The sequence below is a fragment of the Undibacterium sp. Ji83W genome (assembly GCF_049340385.1).
Classification (GTDB): Bacteria; Pseudomonadota; Gammaproteobacteria; order Burkholderiales; family Burkholderiaceae_D; genus Undibacterium.
This window is the reverse complement of record NZ_JBMPOZ010000029.1, coordinates 1-15,764: the sequence shown is the minus strand read 5'-3', so window position 1 is coordinate 15,764 and position 15,764 is coordinate 1. Positions and strand designations below refer to the sequence as shown.

The 15,764-nt window shown below is 50.6% G+C and carries 16 protein-coding genes; 13 read left to right on the top strand and 3 right to left on the bottom strand.

Annotated elements, in window-relative coordinates; translation table 11 throughout:
* Nucleotides 1-20 precede the first annotated feature (20 nt).
* From ACO0LD_RS29010 to ACO0LD_RS28975, 8 genes are all read left to right on the top strand, one after another.
* Nucleotides 21-605 carry a chorismate--pyruvate lyase family protein gene (locus ACO0LD_RS29010; RefSeq protein ID WP_423012550.1) on the top strand — a complete coding sequence of 195 codons (585 nt, stop codon included), beginning with the start codon at nt 21-23 and terminating at the stop codon, nt 603-605.
* A gap of 524 nt (nt 606-1,129) precedes the next feature.
* Complete coding sequence (locus ACO0LD_RS29005; RefSeq protein WP_423012548.1) at nt 1,130-3,244, top strand: ribonuclease catalytic domain-containing protein; 2,115 nt, start codon at nt 1,130-1,132, stop codon at nt 3,242-3,244.
* A 2-nt stretch (nt 3,245-3,246) separates the two neighbouring features.
* A complete protein-coding gene (locus ACO0LD_RS29000; protein ID WP_423012546.1) occupies nt 3,247-4,335 on the top strand; it encodes a TonB C-terminal domain-containing protein in 1,089 nt (362 codons plus the stop codon).
* Complete coding sequence (aroE, locus tag ACO0LD_RS28995) at nt 4,332-5,171, top strand: shikimate dehydrogenase (protein ID WP_423012544.1); 840 nt, start codon at nt 4,332-4,334, stop codon at nt 5,169-5,171. The genes ACO0LD_RS29000 and aroE overlap by 4 nt, the downstream gene beginning before the upstream one ends.
* Nucleotides 5,168-5,863: a monofunctional biosynthetic peptidoglycan transglycosylase gene (gene mtgA / locus ACO0LD_RS28990; protein ID WP_423012542.1), complete on the top strand. Its 696-nt coding sequence runs from the start codon at nt 5,168-5,170 to the stop codon at nt 5,861-5,863. The genes aroE and mtgA overlap by 4 nt, the downstream gene beginning before the upstream one ends.
* On the top strand, nt 5,860-6,411 hold the full coding sequence (locus ACO0LD_RS28985) for a hypothetical protein (protein WP_423012540.1): 552 nt from the start codon (nt 5,860-5,862) through the stop codon (nt 6,409-6,411). The genes mtgA and ACO0LD_RS28985 overlap by 4 nt, the downstream gene beginning before the upstream one ends.
* A 79-nt stretch (nt 6,412-6,490) precedes the next feature.
* Complete coding sequence (locus tag ACO0LD_RS28980; protein WP_423012538.1) at nt 6,491-7,219, top strand: hypothetical protein; 729 nt, start codon at nt 6,491-6,493, stop codon at nt 7,217-7,219.
* Between the two features lie 323 nt (nt 7,220-7,542).
* On the top strand, nt 7,543-7,875 hold the full coding sequence (locus ACO0LD_RS28975; protein WP_423012536.1) for a carboxymuconolactone decarboxylase family protein: 333 nt from the start codon (nt 7,543-7,545) through the stop codon (nt 7,873-7,875).
* Nucleotides 7,876-7,882: 7 nt separating this feature from the next.
* Here the strand turns inward: ACO0LD_RS28975 and ACO0LD_RS28970 are convergent, their stop codons facing one another.
* Nucleotides 7,883-8,653: a hypothetical protein gene (locus ACO0LD_RS28970; RefSeq protein ID WP_423012534.1), complete on the bottom strand. Its 771-nt coding sequence runs from the start codon at nt 8,651-8,653 to the stop codon at nt 7,883-7,885.
* Nucleotides 8,650-9,183, bottom strand: a complete 534-nt coding sequence (locus ACO0LD_RS28965) for a GNAT family N-acetyltransferase (protein WP_423012532.1) — start codon at nt 9,181-9,183, stop codon at nt 8,650-8,652. Before ACO0LD_RS28965 ends, ACO0LD_RS28970 begins: the two co-directional genes overlap by 4 nt.
* Nucleotides 9,184-9,413: 230 nt before the next feature.
* Between ACO0LD_RS28965 and ACO0LD_RS28960 the strand changes: the two genes are divergently transcribed.
* Nucleotides 9,414-10,178, top strand: a complete 765-nt coding sequence (locus tag ACO0LD_RS28960) for a hypothetical protein (protein WP_423012530.1) — start codon at nt 9,414-9,416, stop codon at nt 10,176-10,178.
* A gap of 105 nt (nt 10,179-10,283) precedes the next feature.
* Here the strand turns inward: ACO0LD_RS28960 and ACO0LD_RS28955 are convergent, their stop codons facing one another.
* A complete protein-coding gene (locus tag ACO0LD_RS28955; protein WP_423012527.1) occupies nt 10,284-11,021 on the bottom strand; it encodes a TIGR00730 family Rossman fold protein in 738 nt (245 codons plus the stop codon).
* Between ACO0LD_RS28955 and polA the strand changes: the two genes are divergently transcribed.
* The 4 genes from polA (at nt 11,022) to ACO0LD_RS28935 (ending at nt 15,611) form a co-directional block, all read left to right on the top strand.
* Nucleotides 11,022-13,808 (top strand): DNA polymerase I, encoded by a 2,787-nt coding sequence (gene polA, locus ACO0LD_RS28950; RefSeq protein ID WP_423012525.1) that lies wholly within the window; start codon nt 11,022-11,024, stop codon nt 13,806-13,808. It begins immediately after the preceding gene.
* A 201-nt stretch (nt 13,809-14,009) separates the two neighbouring features.
* Nucleotides 14,010-14,582, top strand: a complete 573-nt coding sequence (locus ACO0LD_RS28945) for a hypothetical protein (protein ID WP_423012523.1) — start codon at nt 14,010-14,012, stop codon at nt 14,580-14,582.
* Nucleotides 14,583-14,808: 226 nt separating this feature from the next.
* Nucleotides 14,809-15,174, top strand: coding sequence for a hypothetical protein (locus ACO0LD_RS28940; protein WP_423012521.1), 366 nt, complete (start codon nt 14,809-14,811; stop codon nt 15,172-15,174).
* Nucleotides 15,175-15,203: 29 nt separating this feature from the next.
* On the top strand, nt 15,204-15,611 hold the full coding sequence (locus ACO0LD_RS28935) for a hypothetical protein (RefSeq protein WP_423012519.1): 408 nt from the start codon (nt 15,204-15,206) through the stop codon (nt 15,609-15,611).
* Nucleotides 15,612-15,764: the final 153 nt, after the last annotated feature.

Here is a 15,764-nt window from a genome sequence, read left to right as displayed (position 1 = left end):
CAGCAATTTTGCACACGAGTTTGCAGACAAAAAAGCAAATGCAGCGCCCGCTGGCCGCGCAATGGTATGCCCATGTGAATGCCGTTGATACCAGCGCGCTGATGGAGGGCTGGCTCAGTAACCGTGATTCACTGACGGCCAGGCTGGTGGCTCGGTGTCAGCAGTTTCGCGTACAGCGTTTGTCGCAGCACAAGGCAGTGTGCCTGCAGGATGAATATGCGGCCATAGGTTTGGCCCGCGCCATGAAAGTCCATGAGCGCGAAGTGTTTTTGCGTTGCGATGGCGAGGCCATGGTGTATGGCCATACGATAGTGCCGCTGAGTGCCACGGCGAATGAATGGCCGCTGTTTCATGCCCTGGGTGAAAAATCTTTGGGCAGCACCTTGTTCAACGACCCGTTGGTGCGCCGTGGTGATTTGCATTACGCCAGGCTACGCCAAAGCCACCCGCTGATACGCCGCATCGTGGCGAGGCAGCCGGAGCTGGCAGGCGTGCACAGCATGCTGGCACGCCGGTCTCTGTTCTGGCGCAAGGGTGGGTGTTTGCAGGTGACGGAAGTGTTTTTGCCAGGGGTCGAGGGTTTGCGGATTGTTGAAAAGCGTTAAGGACTTAAAACCTTAAGACCTTAAGACCTTAGACCTCTCAACACAGAGACACAGAGGCACAGAGGGGCACTGAGAAAGACAAGAAAGGGACTCGAAGTGCATTGCGTCACTTTGTTAATGAAGCTGCAATCGTAAAGTCGTCATTCCTGCGGAGGCAGGAATCCAGCGGCGTTCGTAGCAAACTGATGTAGCCAAAATGCAAGCTGCAATGTTTAAAACTCCTCCCCCTTCAAGGGGGAGGTTGGGTGGGGGATGGGGTTCTAACGCAATTTGATTACAGATTAATCAACCGAACCCCATCCCCACCCTAACCCTCCCCTTGAAGGGGAGGGAATAGAATAGGTATTTGAATAATTTTCCGCTTTGCTGATAAAGCAAAGTCAATATAGAACAGCAGACATCTCAAACAAGAGACGCAGAGAAAAAACAGAACGAGTAAATGACAAAGATTTTCTCAGTGCCACCTCTGTGTCTCCGTGCCTCTGTGTTGAGCTTTTTGGTCTTAAAACATAAAGAAGTATTGAATGAATTTATTTTTCGAAGAATCCGGTGATTTCAAGGCAGGCAGCATCATGACGCATGCTGGTGAGGCTTATCAGGTCGAGATGGCCAGTGGCAAGCGTACCAAGGTCAAGGCCAAGGATGTGCTGCTGCAATTCGCCTCTCCCGATCCCGCCAGCCTGATTGAGCAGGCCAAGGCTGCTGCGGCTGAGATAGACCTGGAATTTCTGTGGGAAGTCGCCGGGCAGGAAGAGTTTGGCTTTGCTGAGCTGGGTACAGAATATTTTGGCCATGCACCGCAACCTGTGGAAGCCGCAGGCTTGATCTACGCCCTGCATAACGCGCCCGTTTATTTCTACAAAAAAGGCCGTGGCCGCTACAAGGCTGCGCCTGAAGCATCCTTGAAAGCAGCACTGGCCGGTATAGAAAAGAAAAAACAGCAAGCCCTGATACAGGCTGGCTATGTCGAAGAACTCAAGCAGAACCGCTTGCCAGATGCAATGAAATCGCTGGCCTTGCAACTCTTGTTCAAGCCCGACAAGAACAGCATAGAATACAAAGCCCTGGCAGAAGCCTGCGATGCCATGCAAATGTCACCGCAACGCCTGATGCTGGCAGTGGGGGGCATCGCCAGCCCCAAGCATCTGCACCTTGCCAGGTTCCATTACGAGCATTTCCCCAAAGGTGTGGGCTTTCCGGCGATTACTTTACCGGCCCTGCCTACTGATTTGCCAGTGGCTGATGTTGAGGCTTTCTCTATCGATGACGTTACTACCACCGAGATTGATGATGCCTTTTCAGTCGTCGATCTCGGCAATGGTCAGTTACGCGTAGGCATACATATTGCCGCGCCAGCCCTGGGCATACAGCGTGGTGATGCCATAGACCACATTGCCCGTGGCCGCATGTCCACCGTGTATATGCCGGGCGACAAAATCACCATGCTGCCGGATGAACTGGTCAATACCTACACCCTGGGTGCAGGCCAGACCCGCCCGGCTGTGTCGCTGTACGCAATCCTGAATACTGAAGACTGGTCTGTCGTCAGTACCGAGACGAAGGTAGAAGCCGTGCCCATGGCCAGCAACCTGCGTCACAATGACCTGGATGCGCTGGTGACGGAAGACAACCTGGCCAATGATGCTGGTGAGTATCCGCACAAGGCAGACATTGCCCAATTATGGAAATGGGCGCAAGTGCTGGAGCAGGGCCGCATGGTCAAGCGCGAAAGTTTTGGCATGAAGCCCGAGCAAAACAACCGCGTCGATTTCAATTTCTATGTAGAAGATGATGTCGTTTCCATCGTGCGCCGCAAGCGTGGCGCACCTCTGGACAAGATCGTAGCTGAGCTGATGATCTTTGCCAACAGTACCTGGGGCAAACTCATGGCAGATCACGGCATTCCCGGCATCTACCGCGCCCAGGGCGTGGCGGGTGGTCGTGGCCCAGGTGGCTGGACAGCGCGCATGCAGGTTCGCATGCTGACCCATGCAGCGCCGCATCAGGGCCTGGGCGTGGATCAATATGCCTGGAGCACATCGCCACTGCGCCGCTATACCGACCTGGTTAATCAATGGCAAATCATCGCTTGCGTGCAACACGGCATCACGGCACCGCTGGTAGCTACCTTCAAACCCAAGGATGCTGACCTGTTCGCCATCGTTTCCGGCTTTGATGCCGCTTATGCCGCCTATGCTGACTTCCAGAACAATATGGAACGCTACTGGTGCCTGCGCTGGATGGGGCAGCAAGAACAACGCCAGGTCGAAGCTGTTGTTTTGAAAGACGAAGTCTTGCGTCTGGTCGATATTCCGCTCATCATCCGTTTGCCGGGCATGCCACAAACTGCGCGCGGTGCCCAGGTCAGGCTGGATATTCTACGTTGGGATGAAGTTGATCTTGAGGTCGAAGCCCGCCTGCTGGAATTGTTGTCCACGGTCACTGAACTTGATGAAGAAGAACTGGACGATGAAACAAGTACCGAAGTTGCAGAAGACTTCAGCGCAGAAGAGGGTGCACCTGCAGCAGGGACAGTAGCAGAGGCGGGGAGCGCTACAACAGACGTTGCAGCAGACGTTGCAACTGAGCTTGCCAATGATGACGCGAATACTCCAGACGAAGAACAGCCACAAGCCTAGTAATGAAAAGTCAGAATAAAAAAACCAAACCTGCGAAACAGGTTAAACAAGAAAATCTGCCTGGCGAGCAAGCTCAGCCCGCCAGGGCAGGCGATGCTGCATCTGTTGCTTCAGTAAGCCCTGTTACTGGTGCTGCAGCAACGAGCAGCAAAGTCAAAAGCGGTTCCGCCAAATCTCAAACCATAAAATTGGGGGCAGGCAAAGCCAGCCATGAAAAACTGATTTTCACCGTCGCCATCACGGCTTCGCTGGTCTTACATGCACTGGCTTTGCTGGTGCATTTTGTCATGCCGAAAACCATAGACAACAAGCCGCGTGATGCTGACCTCGAAATCATCCTCGTCAATTCCAAGCATGCCAAGTCTCCAGTGACTGCTGAAGCACTGGCACAGGCAGACCTTGACGGTGGCGGCGCGCATGATAGCGGACGCAGCAAATCACCTTTGCCTGACATGAAGCGCAGCGAAGATGGTGATGCCCTGCAAACCAATAGCCGCAAAATTGCCGAGCTGGAAGAACAGCAAAAGCAATTGCTGGATCAGGCCAAGCTCAAGGATAATTTCCGCCAAGAGAAACAGGAAAAGAAAAATACCGAAGATAAACCTCAGCCATCCACTGGCACGGACAGCGTCGATACCACCAAGGCACTGGCGCGCATGGCTGCAGAAATTTCGCAAACCATAGAAGACCAGAACAAGCGCCCGCGCAAAACCTATATCACGCCCAGCACAAAACGCCTTGACCATGCAATTTATTACAAGGCCGTGCAAAAGCGCATCGAAGATACTGGTACGCTGAATTTCCCGCAAAAGGATGGTAAAAAACTATATGGCGAAATGTTTATCTCCATTCCCATTTTCCAGGATGGCACTATCTATGAAAGAGAAGGCGGACCACGTATAGAAGTCTCTTCCGGTGACAAGGCGCTGGATGCGGCTGCACTGCGTATCGTCCGTCGTTCCGGGCCATTTGGACATTATCCAAAAGCTAGCCTGGGTCCAGACAGCAATGAAGTTTTCATCATGTTCGCCCGCTTCAAATTCACTCGCGAGCAGCAGTTGGAAACTGAATTGCGCAAGGGGCCAAATTGAGCGCTGACCAGTATGTCGTCATAGGCAACCCGATTGCGCATAGCAAGTCGCCCGCCATTCATGCACGCTTCGCTGAACTGACAGGCCAGCAGCTAGACTACCAGCGCCTGCTGGCACCGCTGGATGGTTTCGGTAGTACCGTGCATGACTTCATCGCAAAAGGTGGTAAGGGGGCCAATGTCACCCTGCCATTCAAGCTGGAAGCCTTTGCCTTGGCAACTGAACTGAGTGAGCGCGCCAAAATCGCGGGTGCCGTCAATACTCTCAAGTTTGAGCAGGGCCGCATTTATGGCGACAATACCGACGGTATAGGCCTGGTGGCCGATATTGTACGCAACGCCGGTATCAAACTGCGCGGTAAACGCCTGCTCTTGCTGGGCGCTGGTGGTGCCGCACGTGGTGCCTTGCTGCCGCTGTTGCAAGAGCAACCTGCTGCCCTGACTATCGCCAACCGTACCCTCGCCAAAGCACAGGATTTGCAGCAGCAGGCACGCAGCCTGAATGATCATTGTGAGCTGCAAGCTTGTAGATTTGAAGACTTGCAACAGCCCTTTGATGTCATCATCAACGCCACATCAGCCAGCATCAACGATGATGTGCCGCCTCTGGCCGCGACAGTATTTGGCAAAGACACGCTGGCTTACGACATGATGTATGCAGCTACCCCCACTGCATTTCTGCGACTGGCTGCCAGCCATGGCGCGCAATGTCGTGATGGCCTGGGCATGCTGGTCGAACAGGCGGCAGTAGCCTTTGCCCTGTGGCGTGGCGTGCGCCCGCCATCTGAGCAAGTGCTGGCAGAAATGCGCGCTGCATTACTGGCGAGCCAGGCATGAGATTATTTGGCCGCATCCTGTTCTGGCTGGTGCTCGTGCCCCTGCTGTTATTCACACTTTTACAAGCCTACTATCTGGCGCACGTATGGTGGTGGATAGATCACAACCCCACCTCCACCAGCTTCATGCGTCAGCAACTCAGTGTCTTGCAAGAGAAAAAACCGGACTTCCAGCTCAAGCATAAATGGGTACCGTATAACCGCATCTCGAATCACTTGAAGCGTGCCGTCATCGCTTCAGAAGATGATGGCTTTGTCGATCATGAAGGTGTGGATTGGGAAGCCATGCAAGCCGCTTACGAAAAAAACCAGAAAAAAGGCAAAGTCGTTTCTGGCGGTTCCACCATTACCCAGCAATTGGCCAAGAACCTGTTTCTTTCGCCTGACCGCAGCTATTTCCGCAAAGGTGAAGAATTGATCATCACCTATATGCTGGAAAAATGCATGGACAAGCAACGTATTTTAGAGATTTATCTCAATGTCGTAGAATGGGGCGTGGGTGTCTTCGGCGCAGAAGCAGCAGCTCAAAATTATTACCATACCAGTGCTGCCAACCTGGGGCCATCTCAAGCTGCCAGACTTGCCGTGATGTTGCCCAAACCACGCTACTTTTATAAAAACCCAGGCTCAGGCTATTTGCAAAGACGTAGTGAAGTCATCCTGCAGCGCATGAACAATTCGGAACTGCCATGAAATATACAAAACAACGCGGCATCAGCCTGATCGCAGTCGCCATCATCTCCATGCTCGTGGCATCACTGGGCATGGCTTTCCTGTACTACATGCGCTATGGCCACCTGCCCATGCAAGACATGTGGGCACGCTTTGGTAAAGCTGCCGCCATCATCGGCAATGACGTCAAAGACAGCACTGGCCTGCCAACCGGCATCAGCGAAGGCCCGGGCATGCGCCAGGCCGCCACCACCAGTGAAGGCGTACGCCGCTGCACCATTGAAGGCAAGACCGTGTATTCAGACACCCTGTGCGTGGACACCAATCCCACTACCAAAAAAATCAAGCTCAACGACTCCAAAGGCATGGAGCCACCTAAAGCTGCCATGGCCAAGGAAGACGGTGGCAAGGCCGCCGACAGTGCTTATTCAGCGTCGATGACGAATGAAGAAATGAAGAAAAAAATCATGGAGCAGGCACTGGGTAAAAGTGCTCCAGCTTCCAGCGCGGCTGATGAAGACCTGCGCCTGAAGGCCATGAACAGGGCGATTGACAAGGCGACGAAATAAGTTTGTAAGAATTAGAATCGGTGCACTATGAATTATGTCTTGCCGATGCGTGGGATCTCAATTTCTATAAGATAACGACATGGAATATGAACATATATTGGCCGCTTTACATGTGAAGCAGTTAAATAGGTTGAAAGATTCCAATCTACGCTTTGGTGAAATTCTTGGGCTTCAAATCCCATTTGATGATGGTTTCGGTTTTCCGCCTGCCCTTATACCCATTGCAAATTCAATTGGGTCTTTTCAGTATTTTGGTGCGTTTTTGTATGACATCGTTGAGTTTAAAGTTAGCTTTGTTGATTTGATGATTGATGAGTCTGAACTTTTTGAAATTGGCCTCAATGAGAAGCAATTCTGTTATTACCTGGCTAGAAGGTCTTCACAAGATTATTTTGAAGAAGATTCAGATATTTCTATTGAGATTTCTCAACTATGTACCCTATTGGGCGTAGATGAACTCGATAACTTGCAAACAATCGACGAAAAAAATTATTTGAAATTGAACGTCTTCAAATCAGGTATTCCAAAATATCTTCAGAACCGCCAATGCGGAACAACATATGGGAAAACTGGTTTTGACTTAGCTAGCAACGGGATGAAATTAAATTTTGATCCCAACGCAAGTTTCAGTGCTGCAATCAGTAATTGTGACTATCAGAAGGCTTGGGAGGCATTAAATAGTCCGGGATGGTTACTCGAGGACGCAAAAATCTCTTTTAAGAAATTAGTTGATCATACTGGCAATCCACTATTGACTAGCCTTTATGACAAGTGGGCCTCACTTAATCATCCTCAACAAGGCTATTAGTTAGCACGAAAAATTCTCAAGAATGAATATCGGTGAACACGCCAAAATCTTCTTTGGTTGTGAACCCCTCAAGTCATTCTTTTGGTCTGATGTATCAGTTCAAATACCTGTTTCACCTCTGCTATCGATTGAAACTGCGGCATTCTGGCATTCATCATGCCAGGCAAGCCTGGGAACCCGCGCGCACTGGTCTGATAATTATACCTTCAGTACATATACATGCAGATGCAAAAAAAAAAGATCGTGCTCTGTGAATCCTTTTGGCTCGTTGCACACTCTTGTCATGATAAGCAGATGTCGTCCAACCCCTAAAAGGAGTAATCATGAGTACCTACCAAAACCCGCAAGACATGGCTAAAGCCAAAGACCTCATCAGCCTCGCTCCCCAAGAAGCGCAAGCTTTTCTGGCACTCAAGACTACGGCAGAACGGGCCGATGGTGTCATCCCTGAAAAATACCGCGAACTGATTTCCATCGCCGTTGCCCTGACTACGCAGTGTGCCTATTGCATAGATACGCACAGCAAAAATGCAGCGAGGGCAGGGGCAACGCGGGAAGAAATTGCTGAGGTAGTCTTCATCGCCGCCGCACTGCGTGCAGGTGCTGCTGTCGGGCATGGCTTGCTAGCATTGCGCTTATTTGATGAGGCAGCCTGAACCCGGCTCAACAAGGCAGGACCTGGAATGCAGCCCCCACAACTTGCGCCGCAGCATTGATTGTTGCACTGCATATCCTTGCCTTGTTGAATACCACATCGGCCAGACAGGCTATTGCCAACGACAGATAGGAAAAATAAGCCAGACCAACATAGTCGGCAAAAACAATCGTGTGCAACCAATCTTGTTTAAACAGATAGAAAAAGCCAGTGATAGTGGCAGCACCGAGCAGTACCACAGCAGGCAGTAGTAATTGCACGCTGGCGCGTCGGCGCAAATAGACTGTGGCCGCCAGCAAGATAAACACCAGGGCATTGGCAGCGGTAAATATACGGAATTCGCTCGTTAAGGCTTGCGCCACTTCCATGTACTTGCTGCGTATCAGATCGTTCAGTTTTTCATTGAGATGCGTCAGTCTCAGACTGCGATCTTCCAGGCCTTTTGTAATGGATTTCTCTATCTTCTGACGGCAGGGGCAGTCAAGCTTGCCCATCTCCGCCACGATGCCGGCGATTTTCGCAGGCAGGCCTGTAGCGAGCTGTTGCCTGATGTTTTCTATCTCGGCATTCTGATGAGTTACAACGCGGCTTGCCAGTGCCGTGATTTTACTGCCCTGCAACGTATCAATTTTTTCAGTCACACGTTTTTCTACTTCCATGCGTACAACTTCACGTGCTATGTTTTCTACCATGACAGGATTGGTATAAGACAGCACAAACGCAGCGCCGAATAGCAAGCTGCCCAAGACACTGATGATTAAAAGCAGTGTGCGTATCATGGCTTGTGTTTCTCATCGTTTGCGTTAGCCAATGCCTTGTCACCCTTGTGTCTGTTAAAACACCAGCGCACCAGCGTCTCCTGTAAATCATCAACATAACTGCCAGTATTGACGAAGCCCAGCTTTTGCACCACTCTTGTTGATGCCAGATTATCTGGATTGACTTGCGCCATTACTTGCGTGGCACCACCCTCAAAAGCCAGTTGCAGCAAGGCTTGCACGGCTGCTGTGGCAGCACCCTGTTTTCTGCAGTCGGGTGAAATGCCATAGCCTATCTCGACCATGCCATCTCTGGGGGCATGCTTGAAACCGCAACTGCCGACGATGTGCTGGTTTGCCGTGGCGACTATATAAAAAGTGCTGCACCAGTAGACCGGCACACCGGCTGCCATCTGTTCCAGCGCCCGTGAGGCAACAAAGTGCGGTGGCAGCGCTTCCACTGCACAGCTATACCCTTGTATGTCTGGCAGGGCAGACGCTGCCAGGGCACGTAAATCTTCTGGCTTGATGCTGATGAGATGATAGTGCATGCGAGCGGAGTGAATTGATGTATGACGCCATTGTAACCGCAAGCCAAAATCGTCCATACAGACTTAAGTCTGCAGCTCCGTTCATCGTTCTTAACTGCCATTCAAGACCCTCATATTTCCACTAGTCGCAGAGAACTGGTTTGATGAGGCACCGTGCTTTTATCATGCGTCGGCGCTGCTTAATTCATGAAGGTAGCCGCATCAATACTAACCATATCCAAGGAGACAGCATGATCCAGCAACAGGAACTCATCACACAATTAAATCGTCAAAACCGCTTGCTCAAACAGGTGTTGCTTGCCGCTGGCGCAGGGATGGGCATCATGCTGCTGACAGCCGCTGCCACGACTGAAAACCGTGGAAAATTTTCTGAAATCGATGTGGAGCGCATTAACATCGTCACGCCCGAAGGCAAGCATGAAATGGTCATCGCCAATCATCTGCGTCTGCCTGAGCCTGTCACCGACGGCAAGCAGAGCAAACGTATTGGCCCGCAGCGCCCCGGCATGATTTTCTATAATGCACAGGGCGATGAAAATGGCGGTTTCATTTTTGATGGCAAGCTTGATGACAATGGCAAACCCGTCGCGGGCATGCATTTTTCCATGGACAGATTCGGCGGTGACCAGCAACTTTCACTCGGTCATTATGAAAGTGGTGGCACCATGGAGTCGGGCTTGAAAATCTATGACCGTGGCCTGCAAAAAGATTACGATGGTTTGTACCAGGCTTATGAAAAAGCCCCAGCCGGGCCCGATAAAGATGCATTGCTACAGAAGTGGAAAGACGCTGGCGGCCAGCAAACCAACCGCATGTTCGTCGGCAAGACCCGTGGCAAATCGTCTGCGATCATCATGGCCGACGCCAAGGGCAAGGCACGTATCATGATGCTGGTGACGCCAGAAGGTAAAGCCATGTTGAACTTCCTGGATGACAAAGGCGAAGTGATACAGAGTTTTCCGCAGACAGAGCAGGGGGCTGTGAAAGCGAAGTAAAAGCAGGATGATTGGTAGCGTTAAAACCTTGGTAGGGTGCGCTGTGCGCACCGGTTTCTCCCATTTTAAAAGCGGTGCGCACGGCGCACCCTACTAATGTTTGCTCTACAAATACAGCATCTTCTGGCGCTCATCCTCAGACAAATTAATATCCCTGGCCTCGTAAAACGCAAAAATGGCATCGACGATATTGGCTGGCTCATCAATCAATTGCACCAGATAAAGATCATCATGGTTGATCATGCCGTTGCCCGCCATTTGCACCCTGATCCAGTCCAGCAAGCCTTGCCAGAAACTGGTGCCTACCAAAATCACCGGGATATTACGGGTCTTGCCGGTTTGTATCAGCGTCAAAACCTCACTGACCTCATCCAGCGTGCCAAAGCCACCAGGGAAAACCACATAGGCATCGGCATATTTGACAAAAGCCACCTTGCGCGCAAAAAAATGGCGGAAGGACAGGCTGATGTTTTGCCAGGGGTTACTACGTTGCTCGTGTGGCAATTCTATATTCAGGCCAACTGAGGGCGATGCGCCCTCGAAAGCGCCCTTGTTGGCTGCCTCCATGATGCCCGGGCCACCGCCAGAGATGACGGCAAAACCCTCGTCCGACAGGCGGCGCGACAAATCCACGCATTTGGCATAATCAGGGTGGTCATCCTTGGTGCGGGCAGACCCAAAAATCGTCACTGCAGGGCGGATTGTTGAAAGCCGCTCGGTGGACTCGATAAATTCTGCCATAATCGTGAACATATGCCATGATTCCCGCGCTTTCAGCGAAGTTGCTTTTTCCTGATCGATAATCTGGCGCAACCTCGTTACACCTTTTCTGTTTCCGTTCATATGCAAAATACTCTCTTGTTAGTTGATGGCTCTAGCTATCTGTACCGCGCCTTCCATGCCCTGCCTGACCTGCGTAATGCACAAGGCGAGCCAACGGGCGCCATACACGGCATGATCAATATGTTACGCCGTTTGCGTACTGATTATCCGGCAGCATACATTGCCTGTGTGTTTGATGCCAAAGGCAAGACCTTTCGCGATGACCTGTATGCAGAATACAAGGCACAGCGCGCCCCCATGCCAGACGACCTGCGCCTGCAGATAGAGCCTATCCACATCGCCGTCAAGGCCATGGGCTGGCCTATCCTGATGGTCGAAGGGGTAGAGGCAGATGACGTCATCGGCACACTGGCAGTAGAAGCCACCAAGCTGGGCATGAACACCATCGTCTCTACCGGTGACAAGGACCTGGCGCAACTGGTCAATGCCAATGTCACCCTGATCAACACCATGAGCAATGAAAAGCTCGACGAACCCGCCGTGCTGGCCAAATTTGGCGTGCCACCCAACCGCATCATCGATTACCTGACATTGATCGGTGACACCGTCGATAACGTACCGGGTGTTGCCAAATGCGGCCCCAAGACCGCCGTTAAATGGCTGGCTGAATACGACAGTCTTGATGGCGTCATCGCCAATGCCGACAAGATCAAGGGCGTGGTGGGCGACAACCTGCGCAGTGCGCTGGAATGGCTGCCACAAGGCCGTGTACTGATCACCGTAAAAACTGATTGCGACCTGACCGGGCATTACACCTCCATACAAGACAGCCTGATCGCCAAAGAAGAAGACAAGACAGAGCTGGTCGGCTTTGCTGGCCGCTGGGGCTTCAAGACCTGGCTGCGTGAATTGACTGGCGACGCTACAGCTGGTGCCACGCCGCTACCTGCCGCCAAAGCAGCCACCAGTGGCAGTAACTCAGTACAGGCTGGTTTGTTCAATGATGATGCGACAGGTACTGACAGCCCGGCTGCGCCAGTTCAGCAGAACTATGAGACCATCCTGACAGAAGCCGCACTGGATGAGTGGCTGGTCCGCATCAACGCCGCTGCACTGACATCGGTGGATACAGAAACCACCTCGCTGGACCCGATGACGGCGCAACTGGTCGGCATTTCGCTATGCTGCGAAGTAGGGCATGCGGCCTATATACCTGTCGCCCACAACTACCCCGGCGCGCCTGATCAGTTGCCCAAGGCATTGGTGCTGGACAAACTCAGGCCATGGCTGGAAGACGACAGCAAAGCCAAGGTCGGCCAAAACCTCAAATACGATAGCCACATCTTCGCCAACCAGGGTGTGAATCTGCGCGGCATAGTCCATGACACCCTGCTGCAATCCTATGTTTTTGAATCGCATAAATCGCATGACATGGATAGTCTGGCCATGCGCCATCTCGGCAAGAAGACCATCAGCTTTGAAGAAGTCTGCGGCAAAGGCGCAAACCAGATCGGCTTTGACCAGGTAGACATAGAACGCGCCACCACCTATGCGGCGGAAGATGCTGACATTACCCTGCAACTGCACCTCGCCATGTGGCCAGAGATAGAACCGGATGCCAATTTGCTGCGCGTCTATCGCGAGATAGAAATACCGACCTCGGTCGTGCTGCAAAAGGTAGAACGCAATGGCGTGCACATCAACAAAAACTTGCTGGAAACGCAGTCGCATGAAATTGGCATTCGCCTGCTGGAGCTGGAACAAAAGGCCTATGAACTGGCAGAACAGCCTTTCAATTTGAATTCCCCCAAACAACTGGGCGAGATTTTCTTTGGCAAGCTGGGCCTGCCTGTCGTCAAGAAAACGCCATCCGGCGCACCATCGACTGATGAAGAAGTCTTGCAAAAACTGGCCGAGGATTATCCCCTGCCCAAGGTCTTGCTTGAATATCGTGGCCTGGCAAAACTCAAATCGACTTACACCGACAAATTACCCAAGATGGTCAACGCCAGCACAGGCCGCGTCCACACCAATTATGCGCAGGCAGTGGCGGTGACGGGTCGCCTGTCATCGAATGACCCCAACCTGCAAAACATCCCTGTGCGCACTGCCGAAGGCCGCCGCATACGCGAAGCCTTTGTAGCCGGGCCGGGTAATGTCATCATCTCTGCCGATTATTCGCAAATCGAATTGCGCATCATGGCCCACATTTCTGGTGACGCCAGCTTGCTGGCTGCCTTTGCCAATGGCGAAGATATCCACCGCGCCACGGCTTCCGAGATTTTTGCCGTGCCACTGACAGAAGTAACGAGCGAACAACGCCGCTATGCCAAGGTCATCAACTTTGGCCTCATCTATGGCATGAGTGCTTTTGGCCTGGCAGGCAACCTCGGCATAGAACGCAGCGCCGCACAAAGCTATATCGACAAATACTTCCAGCGCTACCCCGGCGTCGCCCAGTACATGGCTGACACCCGCACCAAGGCCAAGGCCCACGGCTATGTAGAAACAGTCTTCGGCCGCCGTCTGTGGCTGGCAGAAATCAATTCCCCCAACGGCCCCCGCCGCGCCGGAGCTGAACGTGCAGCGATCAACGCCCCCATGCAAGGCACAGCCGCCGACCTCATCAAACTCGCCATGATCGCTGTGCAAGACTGGCTGGAAAAAGACCAACTGCAATCCAGAATGATCATGCAGGTACACGATGAACTGGTGCTCGAAGTACCGCAAGCTGAGCTGGAACTCGTTAAGAAAAAATTGCCAGAGTTGATGGCGACCGTGGCGAAGCTGGATGTGCCTTTGCTTGCCGAAGTTGGCGCGGGTGGAAATTGGGAAGAGGCGCATTGAGGCAGTAGCTAGTGCATGGACAGGTTGGCGGAGCTTGTAGGTTGGGCCGGGCCTCCCTAGACTACGCTTCACCAGCCCAACACTGTACGATTGATCAACGTGTGATAGTGAAATTCAGAAAATTAAGCGACGAACTCAGCTATTTCGTAATTATCTAATAAGTGTGAAAAATCAAAACCAATCTCATGATGGCAAATTTCAATGAAAAGATTTACTTCGTCTATCAGGAAATCTGTTTCAGACCAAAATTTCTTTGGTGCTTTATTTTTGTCTTTGGCAATGCCTGATATATGTGGGGCGCTGGAAGATCCTGCTAAAGGAGTTGGCGATAGGTACAAAAAATGGTTTCGGAAATACTTGAACGCCAAATACGACCCAAAATCTAATATGGAATATTCGCTTGCCAATGCACCGCAATTGTCTGCGGTATTAGCGAACGGTATTACTAACGAAATACGTGATTCGTTAAATGCCCCTTTCCCAAAAGAATTGAGGTTTACGGCTACAGATTGTTATATGTTTCGCTGTAAGTGTTTGCATCAAGGAATGCTTCAGAGAGCTAATGAAGAGCAATTTATATTCATCTCAAGTCTACCAACTGGAACAAGGATTCATAGAAATCTTCATCATGGTAAATTGGTGTTGCAAATTGAATGTTTTGCAGAAGATATATGTCTGGCAGTTGAAGAATGGGAATTGAGTGTAAAAAGCAATATCATCATTCAGGCGAGGATAGATCAGCTAATAGCTATTGATAAATGGCACGATTTATAAAAAATTTCGTATTTCGTCTCATTAGTTTGGAAAAGGTAATGTGATTACCTTTGTAGGTATGGCTATGCTTTATCAGCTCAAAATTCGGCCTACATGCTTGACAAAATTTGAAGTTAAATGAATGCTCATTTTTAAGTATGAAATGCACACTGTGTATGCGGTGATATTGTATGACTATCCGGCAACAGCATGGTGGAAAATCAATTAAATATATTTTACGCAAGTCATGATTGAACGCAGAAATTCTAAAGTCTACATTCATTATGGTAACCCGGCCACCGAAGAGTGGGAGCTGCTAGATGAGTTCGAAGTTGCTCCGTCCGTAACGCCTGATGTAACAAAAATGACTATTGAAGAGATTGTTAAATTACAAAAGGGCGAATGGCGCGAAATTAACTTGCCAAATGGCGAAACCATTGAAGTGCAAGTAGTTCGTGATATTGAAAGTAACACTTTCATTTTGAATGCAAGGCAAGGTAAAGAATCCTTGGTGCAGATAATATGCGACATTCTGACGAGTATCATATTTCGCACTTTGAAACTGGGCTTAATTGAGATTGGCTATGGAGCCAGCGAAAGAGTTGATGCGTAAAAATGCATTTTTCACAGGTATAGAAAACCATGGGAGTTGATCTCTGCCTTGTCCCTGTAGATTTTGAACATGACGATGGTGAGCTGATTTGCACCAAGGGATTTGAGCTTGACTTGAATGCAGTCATTGGACCTTTTTGCGAAATGAAGCGGCATAGCTATCCCGGTGCAAAAGTTTATTGGCCCTTTGTTCCTGTCCCTAAAAACATTCTTGAGCAGTTGCCATTTGATCTGCCGGATATCGGCGGACCCTACGGCCATGTCATGTTTGGCAAGGCGGTCGAAAAAGAACTCCTCTACATTTTTGCCAAAGATGTCAAAAAAGCCTACCCGCCAGAAAGACTACAGTCGATGGACATGAATGACTATGAGCGGGCAGGCCTTTCATATATCACCTGCCTGCATGATGATGTGAAGGTTTTTATTTTTACTTGGTAGTTTTCGTCGGAAATATTTTTAAAACAAGGGAATGTCTGATTAAGTTCTAATTTTCTTCAATTTCAAAATCATGTTCAGGCAAAAGCATGAAATGCGTTGCAGGAACATGATGATCTTCATAAATTGGGGAACATCTCCCCCATCTGTATCAGT